At 75.1% G+C, this 14,490-nt stretch carries 13 protein-coding genes; 10 read left to right on the top strand and 3 right to left on the bottom strand.

The window, feature by feature from the left end; translation table 11 throughout:
* Positions 1–76: 76 nt before the first annotated feature.
* The 5 genes from ACZ56B_RS11060 to mug all read left to right on the top strand — a co-directional run bounded on the left by ACZ56B_RS11060 (position 77) and on the right by mug (position 5,432).
* Positions 77–1,504: a hemolysin family protein gene (locus tag ACZ56B_RS11060; RefSeq protein ID WP_468788533.1), complete on the top strand. Its 1,428-nt coding sequence runs from the start codon at positions 77–79 to the stop codon at positions 1,502–1,504.
* A complete protein-coding gene (locus ACZ56B_RS11055) occupies positions 1,501–2,514 on the top strand; it encodes a hemolysin family protein (RefSeq protein ID WP_468788531.1) in 1,014 nt (337 codons plus the stop codon). Before ACZ56B_RS11060 ends, ACZ56B_RS11055 begins: the two co-directional genes overlap by 4 nt.
* A 66-nt stretch (positions 2,515–2,580) precedes the next feature.
* Complete coding sequence (locus tag ACZ56B_RS11050; protein ID WP_468788529.1) at positions 2,581–3,357, top strand: SGNH/GDSL hydrolase family protein; 777 nt, start codon at positions 2,581–2,583, stop codon at positions 3,355–3,357.
* A 90-nt stretch (positions 3,358–3,447) separates the two neighbouring features.
* Complete coding sequence (gene purB / locus ACZ56B_RS11045) at positions 3,448–4,890, top strand: adenylosuccinate lyase (protein ID WP_468788527.1); 1,443 nt, start codon at positions 3,448–3,450, stop codon at positions 4,888–4,890.
* A 44-nt stretch (positions 4,891–4,934) separates the two neighbouring features.
* Positions 4,935–5,432, top strand: coding sequence for a G/U mismatch-specific DNA glycosylase (gene mug / locus ACZ56B_RS11040; RefSeq protein WP_468788525.1), 498 nt, complete (start codon positions 4,935–4,937; stop codon positions 5,430–5,432).
* 258 nt (positions 5,433–5,690) lie between these two features.
* Here the strand turns inward: mug and ACZ56B_RS11035 are convergent, their stop codons facing one another.
* The gene (locus tag ACZ56B_RS11035; RefSeq protein ID WP_468788523.1) at positions 5,691–6,413 is read right to left on the bottom strand and encodes an ABC transporter permease; all 723 of its coding nucleotides are present in this window, start codon (positions 6,411–6,413) and stop codon (positions 5,691–5,693) included.
* Positions 6,414–6,415: 2 nt separating this feature from the next.
* Positions 6,416–7,336: an ABC transporter ATP-binding protein gene (locus ACZ56B_RS11030; protein WP_468788521.1), complete on the bottom strand. Its 921-nt coding sequence runs from the start codon at positions 7,334–7,336 to the stop codon at positions 6,416–6,418.
* A 109-nt stretch (positions 7,337–7,445) separates the two neighbouring features.
* On the opposite strand from ACZ56B_RS11030, the gene ACZ56B_RS11025 reads away from it, so the two are divergent.
* From ACZ56B_RS11025 to ACZ56B_RS11015, 3 genes are all read left to right on the top strand, one after another.
* The gene (locus ACZ56B_RS11025; RefSeq protein WP_468788519.1) at positions 7,446–8,615 is read left to right on the top strand and encodes a sensor histidine kinase; all 1,170 of its coding nucleotides are present in this window, start codon (positions 7,446–7,448) and stop codon (positions 8,613–8,615) included.
* A gap of 14 nt (positions 8,616–8,629) precedes the next feature.
* Positions 8,630–9,292, top strand: a complete 663-nt coding sequence (locus ACZ56B_RS11020) for a response regulator transcription factor (protein WP_468788517.1) — start codon at positions 8,630–8,632, stop codon at positions 9,290–9,292.
* Between the two features lie 104 nt (positions 9,293–9,396).
* On the top strand, positions 9,397–10,554 hold the full coding sequence (locus ACZ56B_RS11015; RefSeq protein ID WP_468788515.1) for an ROK family transcriptional regulator: 1,158 nt from the start codon (positions 9,397–9,399) through the stop codon (positions 10,552–10,554).
* A 60-nt stretch (positions 10,555–10,614) separates the two neighbouring features.
* Here ACZ56B_RS11015 and ACZ56B_RS11010 read toward each other — a convergent pair whose 3' ends face one another.
* Entirely contained in the window at positions 10,615–11,376 is a 762-nt protein-coding gene (locus ACZ56B_RS11010; RefSeq protein ID WP_468788513.1) for a GntR family transcriptional regulator, read from the bottom strand.
* Between the two features lie 395 nt (positions 11,377–11,771).
* Between ACZ56B_RS11010 and ACZ56B_RS11005 the strand changes: the two genes are divergently transcribed.
* Both ACZ56B_RS11005 and ACZ56B_RS11000 read left to right on the top strand, forming a co-directional pair.
* Complete coding sequence (locus tag ACZ56B_RS11005; RefSeq protein ID WP_468788511.1) at positions 11,772–12,602, top strand: alpha/beta fold hydrolase; 831 nt, start codon at positions 11,772–11,774, stop codon at positions 12,600–12,602.
* Positions 12,603–12,837: 235 nt separating this feature from the next.
* The gene (locus ACZ56B_RS11000; protein WP_468788509.1) at positions 12,838–14,424 is read left to right on the top strand and encodes an alkaline phosphatase D family protein; all 1,587 of its coding nucleotides are present in this window, start codon (positions 12,838–12,840) and stop codon (positions 14,422–14,424) included.
* Positions 14,425–14,490: the final 66 nt, after the last annotated feature.

Below are 14,490 nucleotides of genomic sequence, written 5' to 3'. Positions count from 1 at the left end.
CCCCTGTGCGGGCCCCCCGGTCCGCGACACCGCGCGTCCGTCCCCCTCCTGTCCGACCATGGGAGGGGGTGACCCGATGACCGAAGTACTCCTCCTGCTGGTGGCGATCCTGCTCTCCCTCGCCTGCGGTGCCTTCGTCGCGGCCGAGTTCTCCCTCACCACGGTCGAGCGCGGCGAGCTGGAGCGCGCCGCCGAGCGCGGCGAGCGCGGGGCTCCGGGTGCGCTCGAAGCCGTACGGAACCTGACCTTCCAGCTCTCCGGGGCGCAGCTCGGCATCACGGTCACCAACCTGGTGGTCGGCATGCTCGCCGAACCGTCGATCGCGGCACTGATCGCGGGCCCGCTGGAGGGGGTCGGCGTCTCCGGCCCCGCGGCGCGCTCCCTCTCGCTGGTGATCGGCACGGCCCTGTCGACCGTGTTCCTGATGGTGGTCGGCGAGCTGGTGCCCAAGAACTGGGCGATCTCGTCGCCGCTGGCCGTCGCCAAGCGGGTGGGCAACGCGCAGCGCTGGTTCAGCGCCGTCTTCCGGCCGTTCATCACCCACCTGAACGGCACGGCCAACCGCATCGTGCGCCGCATCGGTCTGGAGCCCGCCGAGGAACTGGCGTCCGCACGCAGCCCCCAGGAGCTCGCGGCGCTGGCCCGGCACTCCGCGAAGGAGGGCGCGCTGGAGCCGGACACCGCCGAACTGTTCGTCCGCACGCTGAACCTCGCCGACCTCACGGCGGAGAACGTGATGACCCCGCGCGTCCAGGTCGTCGCCCTGGAGGTCCGGGCGACCTGCGAGGACGTGGCGAACGTGACCCGGGCGACCGGGCTGTCGCGGTTCCCCGTCTACCGCGACACCCTCGACTCGGTGGTCGGGACCGCGCACGTCAAGGACGTGCTGGCGGTGCCCGCGGAACGCCGGGCGCGGGTCCCGGTCTCCGAGATGATGCGCGAACCGCTCCTGGTGCCCGGGTCGCTCACCGTCGACCGGTTGCTGGACCGGCTGTCCGGGCGGCGCACCATGGCCGTGGTGATCGACGAGTACGGCGGCACGGCCGGCGTGGCCACGCTGGAGGACATCGTCGAGGAGGTCGTCGGCGAGGTCCGCGACGAGCACGATCCGCACGAGACTCCCGACCTCGTCCGGACGGGCACCGACGAGGACGGCCGCCCGCTCTTCTCCGCCGACGGCTCCGCCCGCCTGGACCAGCTCGCCCGGGTCGGCCTGCGCGCGCCGGAGGGGCCCTACGAGACCCTCGCCGGGCTCGTGGCGACCGTGCTCGGCCGCATCCCGGCCGCCGGCGACCTCCTCCGGGTCGCCGGCTGGCGGCTGGAGGTCCAGGACGCCACCGGTCACCGCGCGGCACGCGTCCTGCTGCACGCCCCTCCCGGGGACCGGCACTTCGCCGACCCGGGGGCGGACGGGGCGGCGCCCGCGGCGACGCGCACCCGGCCGGACGGGACGGCCGGCGGAACGACGGACGGGACGGCGGACGGGGAGGGGGCGCGGCGATGATCGTCGTGCAGTTGCTGATCGGCCTGGCGACCCTCGTCGCCAACGCCTTCTTCGTGGGCGCGGAGTTCGCGCTGATCTCGGTCCGCCGCAGCCAGGTCGAGCCGTACGCCGATCAGGGGGACCGGCGTGCCAGGAGCGTGCTGTGGGGGCTGGAGCACGTGTCCGCGCTGATGGCGGCCGCGCAGCTCGGCATCACCCTGTGCACCCTGGTCCTCGGCGTCGTCGCCGAGCCGGCCATCGCGCACCTGCTGGAACCGGTGTTCCACGCGGTGGGCGTCCCCCCGGGGGCGGGGCACGCGGTGTCCTTCGTGATCGCGCTGGCGCTCGCGACGTACCTGCACATGCTGCTCGGCGAGATGGTGCCGAAGAACGTCGCGCTCGCCGAGCCGGTGCGCAGCGCGCTGCTGCTGGGCCCGCCCCTGGTGGCGCTGTCCCGGGCGCTGCGTCCGGTGATCTTCACGGTCAACGCCTTCGCCAACGCCCTGCTGAGGCTGTTGCGGGTCGAGGCGCGCAACGAGGTCACCGCGTCCTTCTCGGACGCCGAGCTGGCCCAGTTCGTGAAGGACTCCGGCGAGGCCGGCCTGATCGACGACCGCGCGCGGGAGCGCCTGCACGACGCGCTGGAGCTGGGCCGCCGTCCGGTGCGGGACGTGGTGCTGCCCCTGGAGCGCCTGGTCTACGCACACGTGGGGATCACGCCCGAGCAGGTGGAGGAGCTGTCGGTCCGGTCCGGGTTCTCCCGCTTCCCCGTGGTGGACGAGGGGCGGCGGATCGTCGGCTACCTCCACGTGAAGGACGCCCTGGACGCCTCCTCGCGGAATCTGCCGTTCCGGACGCGGGACATGCGGCCCGTCGCACGGGTGCGGGAGAGCACGCCGCTGGACGACGTCCTGACGGCGATGCGGGGCAGCCGGACGCACCTGGCGGCCGTGCTCGGGGCGGACGGGCGGCTGGCCGGGCTGGTCACGATGGAGGACGTCCTGCGGGAGCTGTTCGGGCAGCGCGCCTGAGGGATCCGGGCGGAGGGGAAGCCGACCGACCGGCGGGTATGTGCACGGGATAGCATTCCTGTCGCCATGCAGACGAACCCCACCCACACCAGCCTGGTCGCGGTCGGCGACTCCTTCACCGAGGGCATGTCGGACCTCCTGCCCGACGGGACCTACCGGGGCTGGGCGGACCTCCTGGCCGCCCGGATGGCGGCCGTCACACCCGGTTTCCGCTACGCCAATCTCGCGGTGCGCGGCAAGCTGATCCAACAGATCGTCGACGAGCAGGTGGACGCGGCGGCGGCCATGAGCCCCGACGTGATCACCCTGGTCGGCGGGCTCAACGACACCCTGCGGCCCAAGTGCGACATGGGCCGGGTACGGGACCTGCTGACCGAGGCCGTGGAGCGGCTCGCCCCCAACTGCAAGCAGCTGGTGCTGATGCGCAGCCCGGGCCGCCAGGGCCCGGTCCTGGAGCGCTTCCGGCCGCGCATGGAGGCCCTGTTCGCCTGTGTCGACGACCTCGCCGAACGGCACGGCGCGCTGGTCGTCGACCTGTACGGGGCGCCCTCGCTCGCCGACCCCCGGCTGTGGGACGTGGACCGGCTGCACCTGACCGCGGAGGGCCACCGCAGGGTGGCGGAGGCGGTGTGGCAGACGCTCGGCTACCCGCCCGAGGACCCCGAGTGGCACCTGCCCCCGGAGGCGACGCTGCCGCCGCGCTGGGCGGCCCGGCGGATCGAGGACGTCCGGTTCGCCCGGCAGCACCTGCTGCCGTGGATCGGCCGCCGGCTCACCGGCCGCTCCTCGGGCGACGGCCGGCCGCCCAAGCGGCCCGAACTGCTGCCGTACGGGGACCGGTAGCGGTCCCGGTTCCCGGCCGGGCCGCCTGGAGCTTCCGACGAACCACCCGGTGGCGCCGGCCTGCACGAACCGCCAGTAGACTCCGTACACGTGACTGCTGCGCCCGCCAAGCCCCGTATCCCGAACGTCCTCGCCGGACGCTACGCCTCCGCCGAGCTCGCCACGCTCTGGTCCCCCGAGCAGAAGGTGAGGCTGGAGCGCCGGCTCTGGCTCGCCGTGCTGCAGGCCCAGAAGGACCTCGGGATCGAGGTGCCGGACGCGGCGATCGCCGACTACGAGCGGGTCCTCGACCAGGTCGACCTGGCCTCGATCGCCGAGCGCGAGAAGGTCACGCGGCACGACGTGAAGGCGCGGATCGAGGAGTTCAACGACCTCGCCGGGCACGAGCACGTGCACAAGGGGATGACCTCGCGCGACCTCACCGAGAACGTCGAGCAGCTGCAGATCCGGCTCTCGCTGGAGCTGGTGCGCGACCGCACCGTGGCCGTGCTGGCCCGGCTGGGGAAGCTGGCCGGCGAGTACGGCGAACTGGTCGTGGCCGGACGCTCGCACAACGTGGCCGCGCAGGCCACCACCCTCGGCAAGCGGTTCGCCACCGCCGCCGACGAACTGCTCGTCGCGTACGGCCGGGTGGAGGAGCTGCTGGGCCGCTACCCGCTGCGCGGCATCAAGGGCCCGGTGGGGACGGCGCAGGACATGCTGGACCTGCTGGGCGGGGACGCGGCGAAGCTGGCGGAGCTGGAGCGGCGGATCGCCGGGCACCTGGGCTTCTCGCAGGCGTTCACGAGCGTCGGCCAGGTCTACCCGCGCTCCCTGGACTACGAGGTCGTCACCGCGCTGGTGCAGCTGGCCGCCGCGCCGTCGTCGCTGGCGAGGACGATCCGGCTGATGGCCGGGCACGAGCTGGTCACCGAGGGCTTCAAGCCGGGCCAGGTCGGGTCCTCCGCGATGCCGCACAAGATGAACACCCGCTCCTGCGAGCGCGTCAACGGCCTGATGGTGGTCCTGCGCGGCTACGCGTCGATGACGGGCGAGCTGGCGGGCGACCAGTGGAACGAGGGCGACGTGTCCTGCTCGGTGGTGCGCCGGGTCGCGCTGCCGGACGCGTTCTTCGCGCTCGACGGCCTGCTGGAGACGTTCCTGACGGTGCTCGACGAGTTCGGCGCCTTCCCGGCGGTCGTGGCCCGGGAGCTGGACCGCTACCTGCCGTTCCTGGCCACCACCAAGGTGCTGATGGGCGCGGTGCGCGCGGGGGTCGGCCGCGAGGTCGCGCACGAGGCGATCAAGGAGAACGCCGTCGCCACGGCCCTGGCGATGCGCGAGCGGGGCGCCGAGCGCAACGACCTCCTCGACAAGCTCGCCGCCGACGAGCGGCTGCCGCTCGGCCGGGACGAGCTCCAGGCGCTGATGGCGGACAAGCTGTCCTTCACGGGCGCGGCGGGCGACCAGGTCGCCGCCGTCGTCGGCCGCGTCGACGAGATCGTGAAGCAGCACCCGGAGGCCGCCGGTTACACGCCGGGGGCGATCCTCTGAGGCGCTTCACCCAGGAGGAACTGGAGGCCGCCCGCGACCGTCTGGTGCCGGACGTGGTCGCGGACGGCCTGCACGTGCTGTTCTGCGGCATCAACCCGGGCCTGATGACGGCCGCGACGGGCCACCACTTCGCCCGCCCCGGCAACCGCTTCTGGCCGGCGCTGCACCGCTCCGGCTTCACCCCGAGGCCGCTGAAGCCGGCGGAGCAGGAGGAACTGCTGTCCCACGGGCTCGGCATCACCAACGTGGTGGCGCGGGCGACCGCGCGGGCCGATGAGCTGAGCGCCGAGGAGTACCGGGAGGGCGGACGGCTGCTCGCCCTGAAGGTGGCCCGGCTCCGCCCGCGGTGGCTGGCGGTCCTGGGGGTCACCGCGTACCGGACCGCGTTCGACGACCGCGGGGCGAAGGTGGGACCCCAGGAGCGGACGATCGGCGGCACGCGGGTGTGGGTGCTGCCCAACCCCAGCGGGCTGAACGCGCACTGGACGCCAGCGGCCCTGGCCGAGGAGTTCGCACGGCTGCGGGAGGCCGCGGAGCGGTAGGCGCCGGACCGTGCGCGCGGGCGGCGCGCCGGGCCCGCGGCCCGAGCGCCCTCCCCTCTCCGCCGATCCCGGCGGGCCGTGCGCGGGGTTCAGGAGCCGTGCGCGGGCTTCGGGGACCACTCGCGGGGTCTCCGAGGACCGTCCGCGGGGTCCGAGGGCCGTCCGCGGGATCCGGGAGCCGGCGCCTCGCAGGCCGCGGCCGGTCCCCGGCACCGTCGCGCGGCGGCCCGGCCCCCGCAGCCGGCGTCCGGCTCCCGGTCAGGCGTCCCGGCGGCGCAGGCTCCACGCACCCGCCAGCAGCGCGGCGGCCGTCCACAGCGCGGTCACCGCGAGCCCCGACCAGGGACCCAGCGGGCCCTCGTGGGTCCGCTGGAGGACCAGCTGTCCGGCCCGGTCGGGCAGGAAGTCGACGACGGGGCCGGCCGCGTCGCCGATCACGAAGGACACGACGACGATGAACGGGATCAGCACGGACAGCGTGGCCACGCCGCTGCGCAGCAGCGTCGTGAGGCCCGCGGCGAACAGCGCCATCAGCATGAGGTAGACGCCGCAGCCCACGACCCCGCGCACCTGCTCGCCCCCGGTGAGGCCGTCCGCCAGGGAACCCAGCCCCGTGCGGGCCGCGAGGAGCGCGGCGAGGGCGGTCAGCAGCCCGGCGACGAACGCCGGTACGGCGATCGCCACCACCTTGGCGGCGAACCAGTGGCCGCGCCGCGGGACCGCCGCCAGCGAGACCCGCAGGGCGCCGCCCTGGAACTCCGACGACACGGCCATGGTGCCGAAGGAGATCGCGGCGATCTGGCCCAGCATGACGCCGGACAGGGAGATGTACAGCGGGTCGAAGTCGTCCGGCGTCTTTGAGACGCCGGCGAGCGCGGAGAACGCCGTGGTCACGGCGAACAGCGCCAGGAGGGTTCCGGGGAGCGCGCGGAGCGTGCGGATCTTCAGCCACTCGGACCGGAGGACGGGGGCGAACTGCATGGTCAGGCCTCCTGGCGCTGTGCGGCGAACTCGGTCTCGGCCGCGGTCAGGTCCAGATAGGCCTGTTCCAGCGTGCCCTCGTCCGCCGCGAGTTCGAGGATCGGCACCCCCGCGGCGGAGGCGAGGCGTCCGATGTCGTCCACCCGCGCGTCCGGCACGGTCCAGTGCCCGTCCGGGTGCTCCACCATGGCGTGGCCCTCCCGGGCGAGCGCCTCCTTGAGGGCGGTGGGGTCGCAGGTGCGGACGCGGACGGCGGGCCGCACGCGTGCGCGGATGAACTCCCGCACCGGGGTGTCGGCCAGCAGCCGGCCCCGTCCGAGGACGACGAGGTGGTCGGCGAAGGAGGCGGTCTCGTTCATCAGGTGGCTGGAGACCAGGACGGTCCGTCCCTCGTCCGCGAGGCGGCGCAGCAGGGTGCGGATCCACACGATGCCCTCCGGGTCCAGGCCGTTGGAGGGCTCGTCGAGCACGACCACCTCCGGGTCGCCGAGCAGCGCGGCGGCGATGCCCAGCCGCTGGCGCATGCCCAGGGAGTACGTCCGCACCCGGCGGCGGCCCGCCGCGCCCAGGCCGGTCTCCTCCAGCACCTCGTCGACCCGGCGGTCCGGGAGGCGGTTGCTCGCCGCCAGGACGCGCAGGTGGTCGCGGCCGGTGCGGGAGCCGTGCGCGGCCTGCGCGTCGAGCAGGGCGCCGACCCGGCGCAGGGGCTCGGGGAGGGTGGCGTAGGCACGTCCGCCGACGGTGGCGGAGCCGGAGGTCGGGCGGTCGAGGCCGAGCACCAGGCGCAGGGTGGTGGACTTGCCGGCGCCGTTGGGGCCGAGGAAGCCGGTGACCCGGCCGGGCAGGACGCGGAAGGTGAGGTCGTCGACGGCCCGCCGGGTGCCGTACTCCTTGGTGAGGTTCTGGACGTCGATGCTGGTCATGGGCACCAGCGTGGCCGCGGACCGGGAGCCGGCACCTCCCCCGGGCGGGGAGAGACTCTCCCCCGTGCGGGGGAGGCCGGGCGCCGGCGGCGGCTGACAGGATGACGCGATGACCACCGTCCTGCGTCCGCTCCTGCGCGGGGTGACGTACACCCGCATCCTGCACCTGTGGGTGACCGCGCTGCCGTTCAGCATCTGGATCTTCATCTACCCGGCGGTACCGTGGGCGCCCCTGCTCGTGCTGATCCCGCTGGGGCTGGTCCCGGCGGTGCGCAGGGGCGAGGGGATACAGGCCCGGCTGCTGCTGGCGGGTGACGAGCGGGGGGCGGAGTTCTCCGAGGAGCCGTCGGCGACCTGGCGGGACCGGTGGCGGACCGTGCTGTGGCTGGCGGCACGGGTGGGGCTGGCGATGGTGACGGGGGTCCTCACCACCTGGCTGCCGCTCCTGGCCTACGGCTCGGGCGAGATGGCCGCGGGACACGCGCCGGGGGGCATCCCCCTGCTGGAGGACGCGTCGCCGCACTGGGCCTACGCGCTGCTGATCCCGGTCTTCCTGGTCCTGCTGTACGGGGTGGTGGTGGGGCTCGGGGAACTGGTCACCGCCGTCGCGCGCCGTCTGCTCGGCCCCTCCCCCGCCGAGCGCCTGGCCGCCCTGGAGGTCCGGACCGAACAGCTCCTGGAGCGCACCCGCATCGCGCGCGAGCTGCACGACTCCATCGGCCACGCCCTGACGGTCGCCGTCGTGCAGGCCGGCGCCGCGCGGACGGCGGGCGACCCCGCCTTCACCGACCGGGCGCTGGCCGCCGTCGAGGAGACCGGCCGGGCCGCCCTGGAGGACCTGGAGCGGGTCCTCGGCGTCCTGCGCGAGGCGCAGCAACCCGTGAGCAGTCGGCCCACGCTGGCGGACGCGGACCGCCTGCTGGAGTCCGCCCGGGCCTCCGGGACGAAGGTCGACTCCGAGGTGACCGGCCCGGTGGGCGCCGTGCCCGGCCCGGTCTCCCGCGAGGGCTACCGCATCCTCCAGGAGGCGCTGACCAACGCGCTGCGGCACGCGGGGCCGGTCCCCGTGCGGGTCCGGATCCGCGTCGCCGACGCCACCCTGCTCCTGGAGGTCCGCAACCCGCTGCCCGGGGAGGTGCCCGGCCCCGGGCGCGGCAGCGGGCTGCGCGGCATACGGGAGCGCGCCGCGCTCCTCGGGGGCCGCGCGCGGACCGGACCGGACGGGGGCGACTGGGCGGTGCGGGTCGAACTGCCGCTGACCGGGGCCGAGATGGGTTGATCTAGGCTGGCCGGATGCCGGTCACCGTCCTGCTCGTCGACGACGAGCCCCTCGTGCGCGCGGGGTTGCGCGCCGTTCTGGAAGCGCAGCCCGACATCGAGGTGGTCGGGGAGGCGGCCGACGGGGCGGCGGTGATCCCGCTGGTGCGGAAGCTGCGGCCGGACGTGGTCGCCATGGACGTGCGCATGCCGCTGCTGGACGGGATCGAGGCCACGCGCGCGCTGCTGCGGACGGTCGGGGAGCCGCCGAAGATCCTCGTGGTGACGACGTTCGAGAACGACGAGTACGTGTACGAGGCGCTGCGCGCCGGGGCCGACGGGTTCCTGCTGAAGCGGGCGCGGCCGGCGGAGATCGTGCACGCGGTGCGGCTGGTCGCCGAGGGCGAGTCGCTGCTGTTCCCCGCCTCGGTGCGCCGGCTCGCGGCCGAGTACGGCGACGAGGGCGGCAACCGCGCGGCGCGGGACGTGCTGGAGCGGGCGCGGCTGACCGAGCGCGAGGCGGAGGTGCTGCGGCTGATGGCCCGGGGGCTGTCGAACGCGGAGATCGCCGCCCGGCTGGTGGTGGGCACGGAGACGGTGAAGTCGCACGTGAGCGCCGTGCTGGCGAAGCTCGGGGCGCGCGACCGCACACAGGCGGTGATCGCGGCGTACGAGTCGGGGTTCGTGGCGCCGGGATGAGCCGCGCCGCGGGGCGGAGCACGGGGGTCCCGCCCGGAGGTCGCCGGGGCGCGCCGTGCCGAGTACCATCCGGCCCACACGCGCACGAGCTGGGAGGACGGACGGTGGCTCGGCTGACCGGCGGGGACCCCTCGCTGCTGCGGAGGATCAACTCCGCGGTGGTGCTGCACGCGTTGCGGGCCGCGGACTGCGCGACGCTGACCGAGATCACCCGGGTGACGGGCCTGTCCCGGCCGACCGTCGAGGGTGTCGTGGAAGGGCTCATCGAGGCGGGCCTCGTCGTCGAGAAGGCGGCCGAGGAGGGGGCCGCGCGGCGGCAGGGGCGGCCGGCGCGGCGGTTCCGGTTCCGCGCGGAGGCCGGGCACCTGCTGGGCCTGGAGATCGGCGCGCACCGGGTGGCCGCGCTGCTGGCCGACCTGGACGGCCGGGTGATCGGCGCCCAGTCCAAGGACGTCGACGAGACGGTGGAGGCCGACGAGCGGCTGGAGCGACTGCGCGCCACCGTCGCCGAGTTGTTGCGCCGGGCCGGTGTCGCGCGCGGCTCCCTGCGGGCCGTGGGCGTGGGCACGCCGGGGATCGTCGAGGCCGACGGGAGGGTGCGGCTGAGCACGGCGCTGCCCGGATGGACGGGGCTGGGCCTCGGGGAGCGCCTGCGCCGGTCCTTCAAGTGCCCGGTGCTGGTGGAGAACGACGCCAACGCGGCCGTCGTCGCCGAGCACTGGAAGGGCGCCGCCGAGGAGACCGGCGACGTGGTGTTCGTGCTGGCCGGGCTGAGCCCGGGAGCCGGTTCGCTGATCGGCGGGCGCCTGCACCGGGGGTACGGCGGGGCGGCCGGCGAGATCGGGGCGCTGCACCTGCTGGGCCGGGAGGCGACCCCGGAGCGGCTGCTGTCCACCACGGACGAGCCGCTGCACCCGCTCGACGAGCAGGCGGTCGCCGAGGTCTTCGCCCGGGCCCGCGAGGGCGACCGGCGGGCGCTCGCGGCGGTGGACCGCTTCATCCGGCGGCTCGTGCACGACGTGGCGGCGCTGGTGCTGGCCCTCGACCCGGAAGTGGTGGTGATCGGCGGCTGGGCCGCCGGTCTGGACGGAGTCCTGGAGCCGCTGCGCCGCGAACTGGCCCGCTACTGCCTGCGCCCCCCGAAGGTCGCCCTGTCCCTCCTCGGGGAGGCGGCGGTGGCGACGGGCGCGCTGCGGCTCGCCCTGGACCACGTGGAGGAGCAGCTCTTCGCGGTGGAGGGCACGGTGACGGCGCGTCGGTGAGGAGCCGGTGCGCCGGCCCCGTGGCGCCCGGGAACAGGGCGGGTCCGGGTGGCCCGGCTCTCAGGAGGCGGCGCGCTCGGGTCCGTGGTGGATCTCCACGCCGCCGAAGTCGCCGAAGGTCAGCCGGCAGGTGTCCGCGCGGTAGGTGGCCACGGAGAGCGCGGCGGTGCCGCCCCGGACGACGAAGCGGGTGGTGACGACGAGGACGGGCGCGCCCGGCAGGCGGTCCAGTTCCCTGGCGTCGTCCGCGCCGGCGGAGCCGAGCTCCACGGCGTTCTCGTGCCGCTCCAGTTCCAGGCGCTGCAGTTCGCGCAGCACCGCACGCGCGCGCGGCGCGCCGGAGGGCGCGTCGATGCCGGAGAGGTCGGGCACCGAGCCGGCCGGGACGTAGAGCAGCTCGGCCGCGACGGGCTGCCCCTGCGACACGCGGGAGCGGCGCACGATGTGCACGGGCTCCTCACGGCCGGTCGCCAGGGCCTCGGCGACGGCCGCGGGCGGCACCTCGAGCAGGCAGTCGAGGGGCTGCCAGGCGTCGTCCGGCCCGCCCGGCCAGGCGTGCTGTGCCGTGCCGACGGACACGCCCATGCGCGGCGGCGCGACGGTCGTGCCCACGCCGCGGCGGCGCTGCAGCCTGCCCTCCAGTTCGAGCTGCTCCAGCGCCTGCCGGAGCGTGGCCCGGGCGACGCCGAAACGGGCGGCGAGGTCGCGCTCGTTGGGCAGGATCTCGCCCACGGAGAACTCCGAGTCCAGCGCCTCGCTGAGCACGGTCCTGAGGTGCCAGTACTTCGGTTCCGGCACCGTTTCCAGCTGCGTGGTCCCCACCCTGTCCTCCACGATCGCCGTGTCCGGCGGCGTTTTAGCGCCCTTGTTTATTAAAGGTTGTTTCACTTGTCAGCGACGATAGGGCGCGCCCCACCCTTGGTCAATACCAATCGCCGGCCCGTCGGCGCGCGGCGTGATCGCGCGGCCACGAAGCGTCCGGGGCGCGCGGGGTCTCCCGCCGCGGCCGGGGCCCCGGTGCGCGGACGTCAGGCCACCGGGCGGCGGGCCGGGTGCCGCCCGGCGACGTCGCGGCGCCGGGCGGGGCGGCCTCCCGGCGGGACACGCGCGGAGCAGGGGGCTACCCGTGGGTAGCAATCGCTGACAAGCTGTCCACGACGTCGGGCGGCGTCCCGTCCCGCGAGTCCCAGAACGAGTCCCAGACGAGGAGCACTCCCATGTCCGCGACCGTCTCCTTCGAGGTTCCCTCCCCCCTCGGCCCGCAGACCGTGACCCTGTCCTACGCGCGCGCGGGCCGCGGCGAGCCGCTGCTCCTGCTGCACGGCGTCGGGCACCACCGGCAGGCCTGGGACCCGGTGGTGGACATCCTGGCGACCGAGCGCGAGGTGGTCGCCGTGGACCTGCCCGGCTTCGGCGCCTCCCCGGCGCTGCCCGACGGCCTCGTCCACGACCTGCCGACCATGAGCACCGCGCTCGGCGCCCTGTGCGGGGCGCTGGGACTGGACCGGCCGCACGCCGCCGGCAACTCGCTCGGCGGTCTGCTGGCCCTGGAGATGGGGCGCGAGAAGCTCGTACGGTCCGTCACCGCGCTGTCCCCGGCCGGTTTCTGGACCCCGGCCGAGCGCCGGTACGCCTTCGCGGTGCTGCTCGGCATGCGGCGGGTCGCGGAGCGGATGCCGCTGTCGCTGGTCCGGCGCCTCGCCCGCTCGGCAGCCGGCCGGGCGGCGCTGACCAGCGCCATCTACGCCCGTCCGGGACGGCGTTCGCCCGAGGCCGTGGTCGCCGAGACGCTCGCGCTCGCCGGTGCCGCCGGCTTCGCCGAGACCCTCCGCGCGGGCGCCGCCGTGCGGTTCACCGACGACGTGCCCGACCTCCCCGTGACCATCGCCTGGGGCGCCCGGGACCGGCTGCTCGTCCCCCGGCAGGGCGTCCGCGCCAAGCAGGTCGTCCCCCGGGCCCGGCTGGTCCGGCTGCCCGGCTGCGGCCACGTCCCGATGAACGACGACCCGGCGCTGGTCGCGCGCGTCCTCCTCGACGGCAGCCGCTGAAGGCCGCACGGCGGCTCCAGGAGGCGGCCGGAGCGCGCCGCGCGCACCGCCGCCGGGGACGGCTCCGCCTCCCGGGCCCGGCAGCCGCTCCCGCCCGCCGCCCTCGCACCGGCACCCGCGCGGCGGCTCCCCGCTCCCACGACCGGGTGTTCACCCGGGGTTCGCGTGCGGGCCGCGTCGCCCGCGTAGGTGTGGCAGCACACACTGACCGGATCCCGTCCCCGGAGGCGCATCCATGTCCCACCGTCCGCTCCCCGGCCGCCGCGCGGTCCTGCGCGGCTCCCTCGCGGCCCCGGCCGCCCTGGCCCTGCCCACCGTGCTCGGCGCGGCGCCCGCCTTCGCCCGGTCCGGTCGCCCGCAGGCCGCCTGGGGCGTGCAGACGGGCGACGTGACCCGTGACTCCGGGCTGGTGTGGGTGCGTTCCGACCGTCCGGCCCGGATGATCGTCGAGACGTCGGCGACCGAGTCGTTCCGCCGTCCGCGCAGGTGGCACGGCCCGCTGCTCGGCCCGGGCACGGACTTCACCGGCACCACCCGGCTGCACGGGCTGCCGCCCGGCGAGCAGATCCACTACCGCGTGCTGCTCGCCGACCCCGACGACCCGCGCCGCACCGGACAGCCGGTCACCGGCACGTTCCGCACGGTGCCGGCGAGGCGGCGCGACGGCGTGCGGTTCGTGTGGTCGGGCGACCTGGCCGGGCAGGGCTGGGGCATCAACCCCGACCTCGGCGGCTACCGCATCTTCGACGCGATGGCACGGCTCGACCCGGACTTCTTCCTGTTCAGCGGCGACACCGTCTACGCCGACGGCCCCCTCGCCGCCACCGCCGCCCTGCCGGACGGCGGCACCTGGCGCAACGTCACCACCGAGGAGAAGGCCAAGGTCGCCGAGACCCTCGCCGAGTTCCGGGGCAACTTCCGCTACAACCTGCTCGACGAGAACCTGCGCCGGTTCAACGCCCGGGTGCCGTCCGTCGTGCAGTGGGACGACCACGAGGTGCGCAACAACTGGTACCCCGGCCAGCGGATCGCGGACACCGACGCCCGGTACACGGAGAAGAGCGTCGACGTGCTGGCGGCCCGGGCGCGGCGCGCGTTCGGCGAGTACTTCCCGGTGTCCACGCTGCGGCCGGGCGCCCGGGAGGGGCGGATCTACCGGGTCCTGCGGCAGGGACCGCTGCTCGACGTGTTCGTGCTGGACATGCGGACGCACCGGGGCGCCAACTCCCCCGGTGACCAGACCGCCGACCCGCAGGGCATCCTCGGGCGCGAGCAACTGGAGTGGCTCAAGCGGGAACTGGCGCGGTCGCGGGCGGTGTGGAAGGTGATCGCCGCCGACATGCCGATCGGTCTCGTGGTGCCCGACACCACCGAGGGACGGCAGAACGTCGAGGCGGTGGCCCAGGGCGACCCCGGGGCGCCGCTGGGGCGGGAGCTGCAGATCGCGGAACTGCTGCGGTTCGTCAAGCACCGGCGGATCACCGGCACGGTGTGGCTGACGGCCGACGTGCACCACACCTCGGCCCAGCACTACCAGCCCTCGCGGGCCGCGTTCGGCGACTTCGAGCCGTTCTGGGAGTTCGTCTCCGGCCCGCTGAACGCGGGCGCCTTCCCGGCCAGCGCGCTCGACGGCACCTTCGGTCCGGAGCGGGTGTTCGTGAAGGCGCCCACCGCGTCCAACGTCTCACCGGCGGGCGGCTACCAGTTCTTCGGCGAGGTCGACATCGACGGCGACAGCGGCGTGCTGACGGTGCGGCTGCGGGAGCAGGACGGCACCGTGCTGTACACCAAGGGACTGCAGCCGGGCCTGGTCGGACAGTGACGCGGCACCAACCGGCCAACGGTATGACAAAAACAGACATAGGGAGTCTTTACTCGCCAGTCACAG

The sequence above is a fragment of the Streptomyces sp. NPDC034670 genome (genome assembly GCF_055574875.1).
This window is presented reverse-complemented; position numbering and strand designations above follow the sequence as displayed.

Coding starts and splice junctions, on each gene's coding strand:
- ACZ56B_RS11020 (WP_468788517.1), top strand. CDS start 8,630: ATGCCGGTCACCGTCCTGCTCGTCGACGACGAGCCCCTCGTGCGCGCG.
- ACZ56B_RS11055 (WP_468788531.1), top strand. CDS start 1,501: ATGATCGTCGTGCAGTTGCTGATCGGCCTGGCGACCCTCGTCGCCAAC.
- ACZ56B_RS11000 (WP_468788509.1), top strand. CDS start 12,838: ATGTCCCACCGTCCGCTCCCCGGCCGCCGCGCGGTCCTGCGCGGCTCC.
- ACZ56B_RS11005 (WP_468788511.1), top strand. CDS start 11,772: ATGTCCGCGACCGTCTCCTTCGAGGTTCCCTCCCCCCTCGGCCCGCAG.
- ACZ56B_RS11050 (WP_468788529.1), top strand. CDS start 2,581: ATGCAGACGAACCCCACCCACACCAGCCTGGTCGCGGTCGGCGACTCC.
- ACZ56B_RS11035 (WP_468788523.1), bottom strand. CDS start 6,413: ATGCAGTTCGCCCCCGTCCTCCGGTCCGAGTGGCTGAAGATCCGCACG.
- ACZ56B_RS11060 (WP_468788533.1), top strand. CDS start 77: ATGACCGAAGTACTCCTCCTGCTGGTGGCGATCCTGCTCTCCCTCGCC.
- ACZ56B_RS11030 (WP_468788521.1), bottom strand. CDS start 7,336: ATGACCAGCATCGACGTCCAGAACCTCACCAAGGAGTACGGCACCCGG.
- ACZ56B_RS11025 (WP_468788519.1), top strand. CDS start 7,446: ATGACCACCGTCCTGCGTCCGCTCCTGCGCGGGGTGACGTACACCCGC.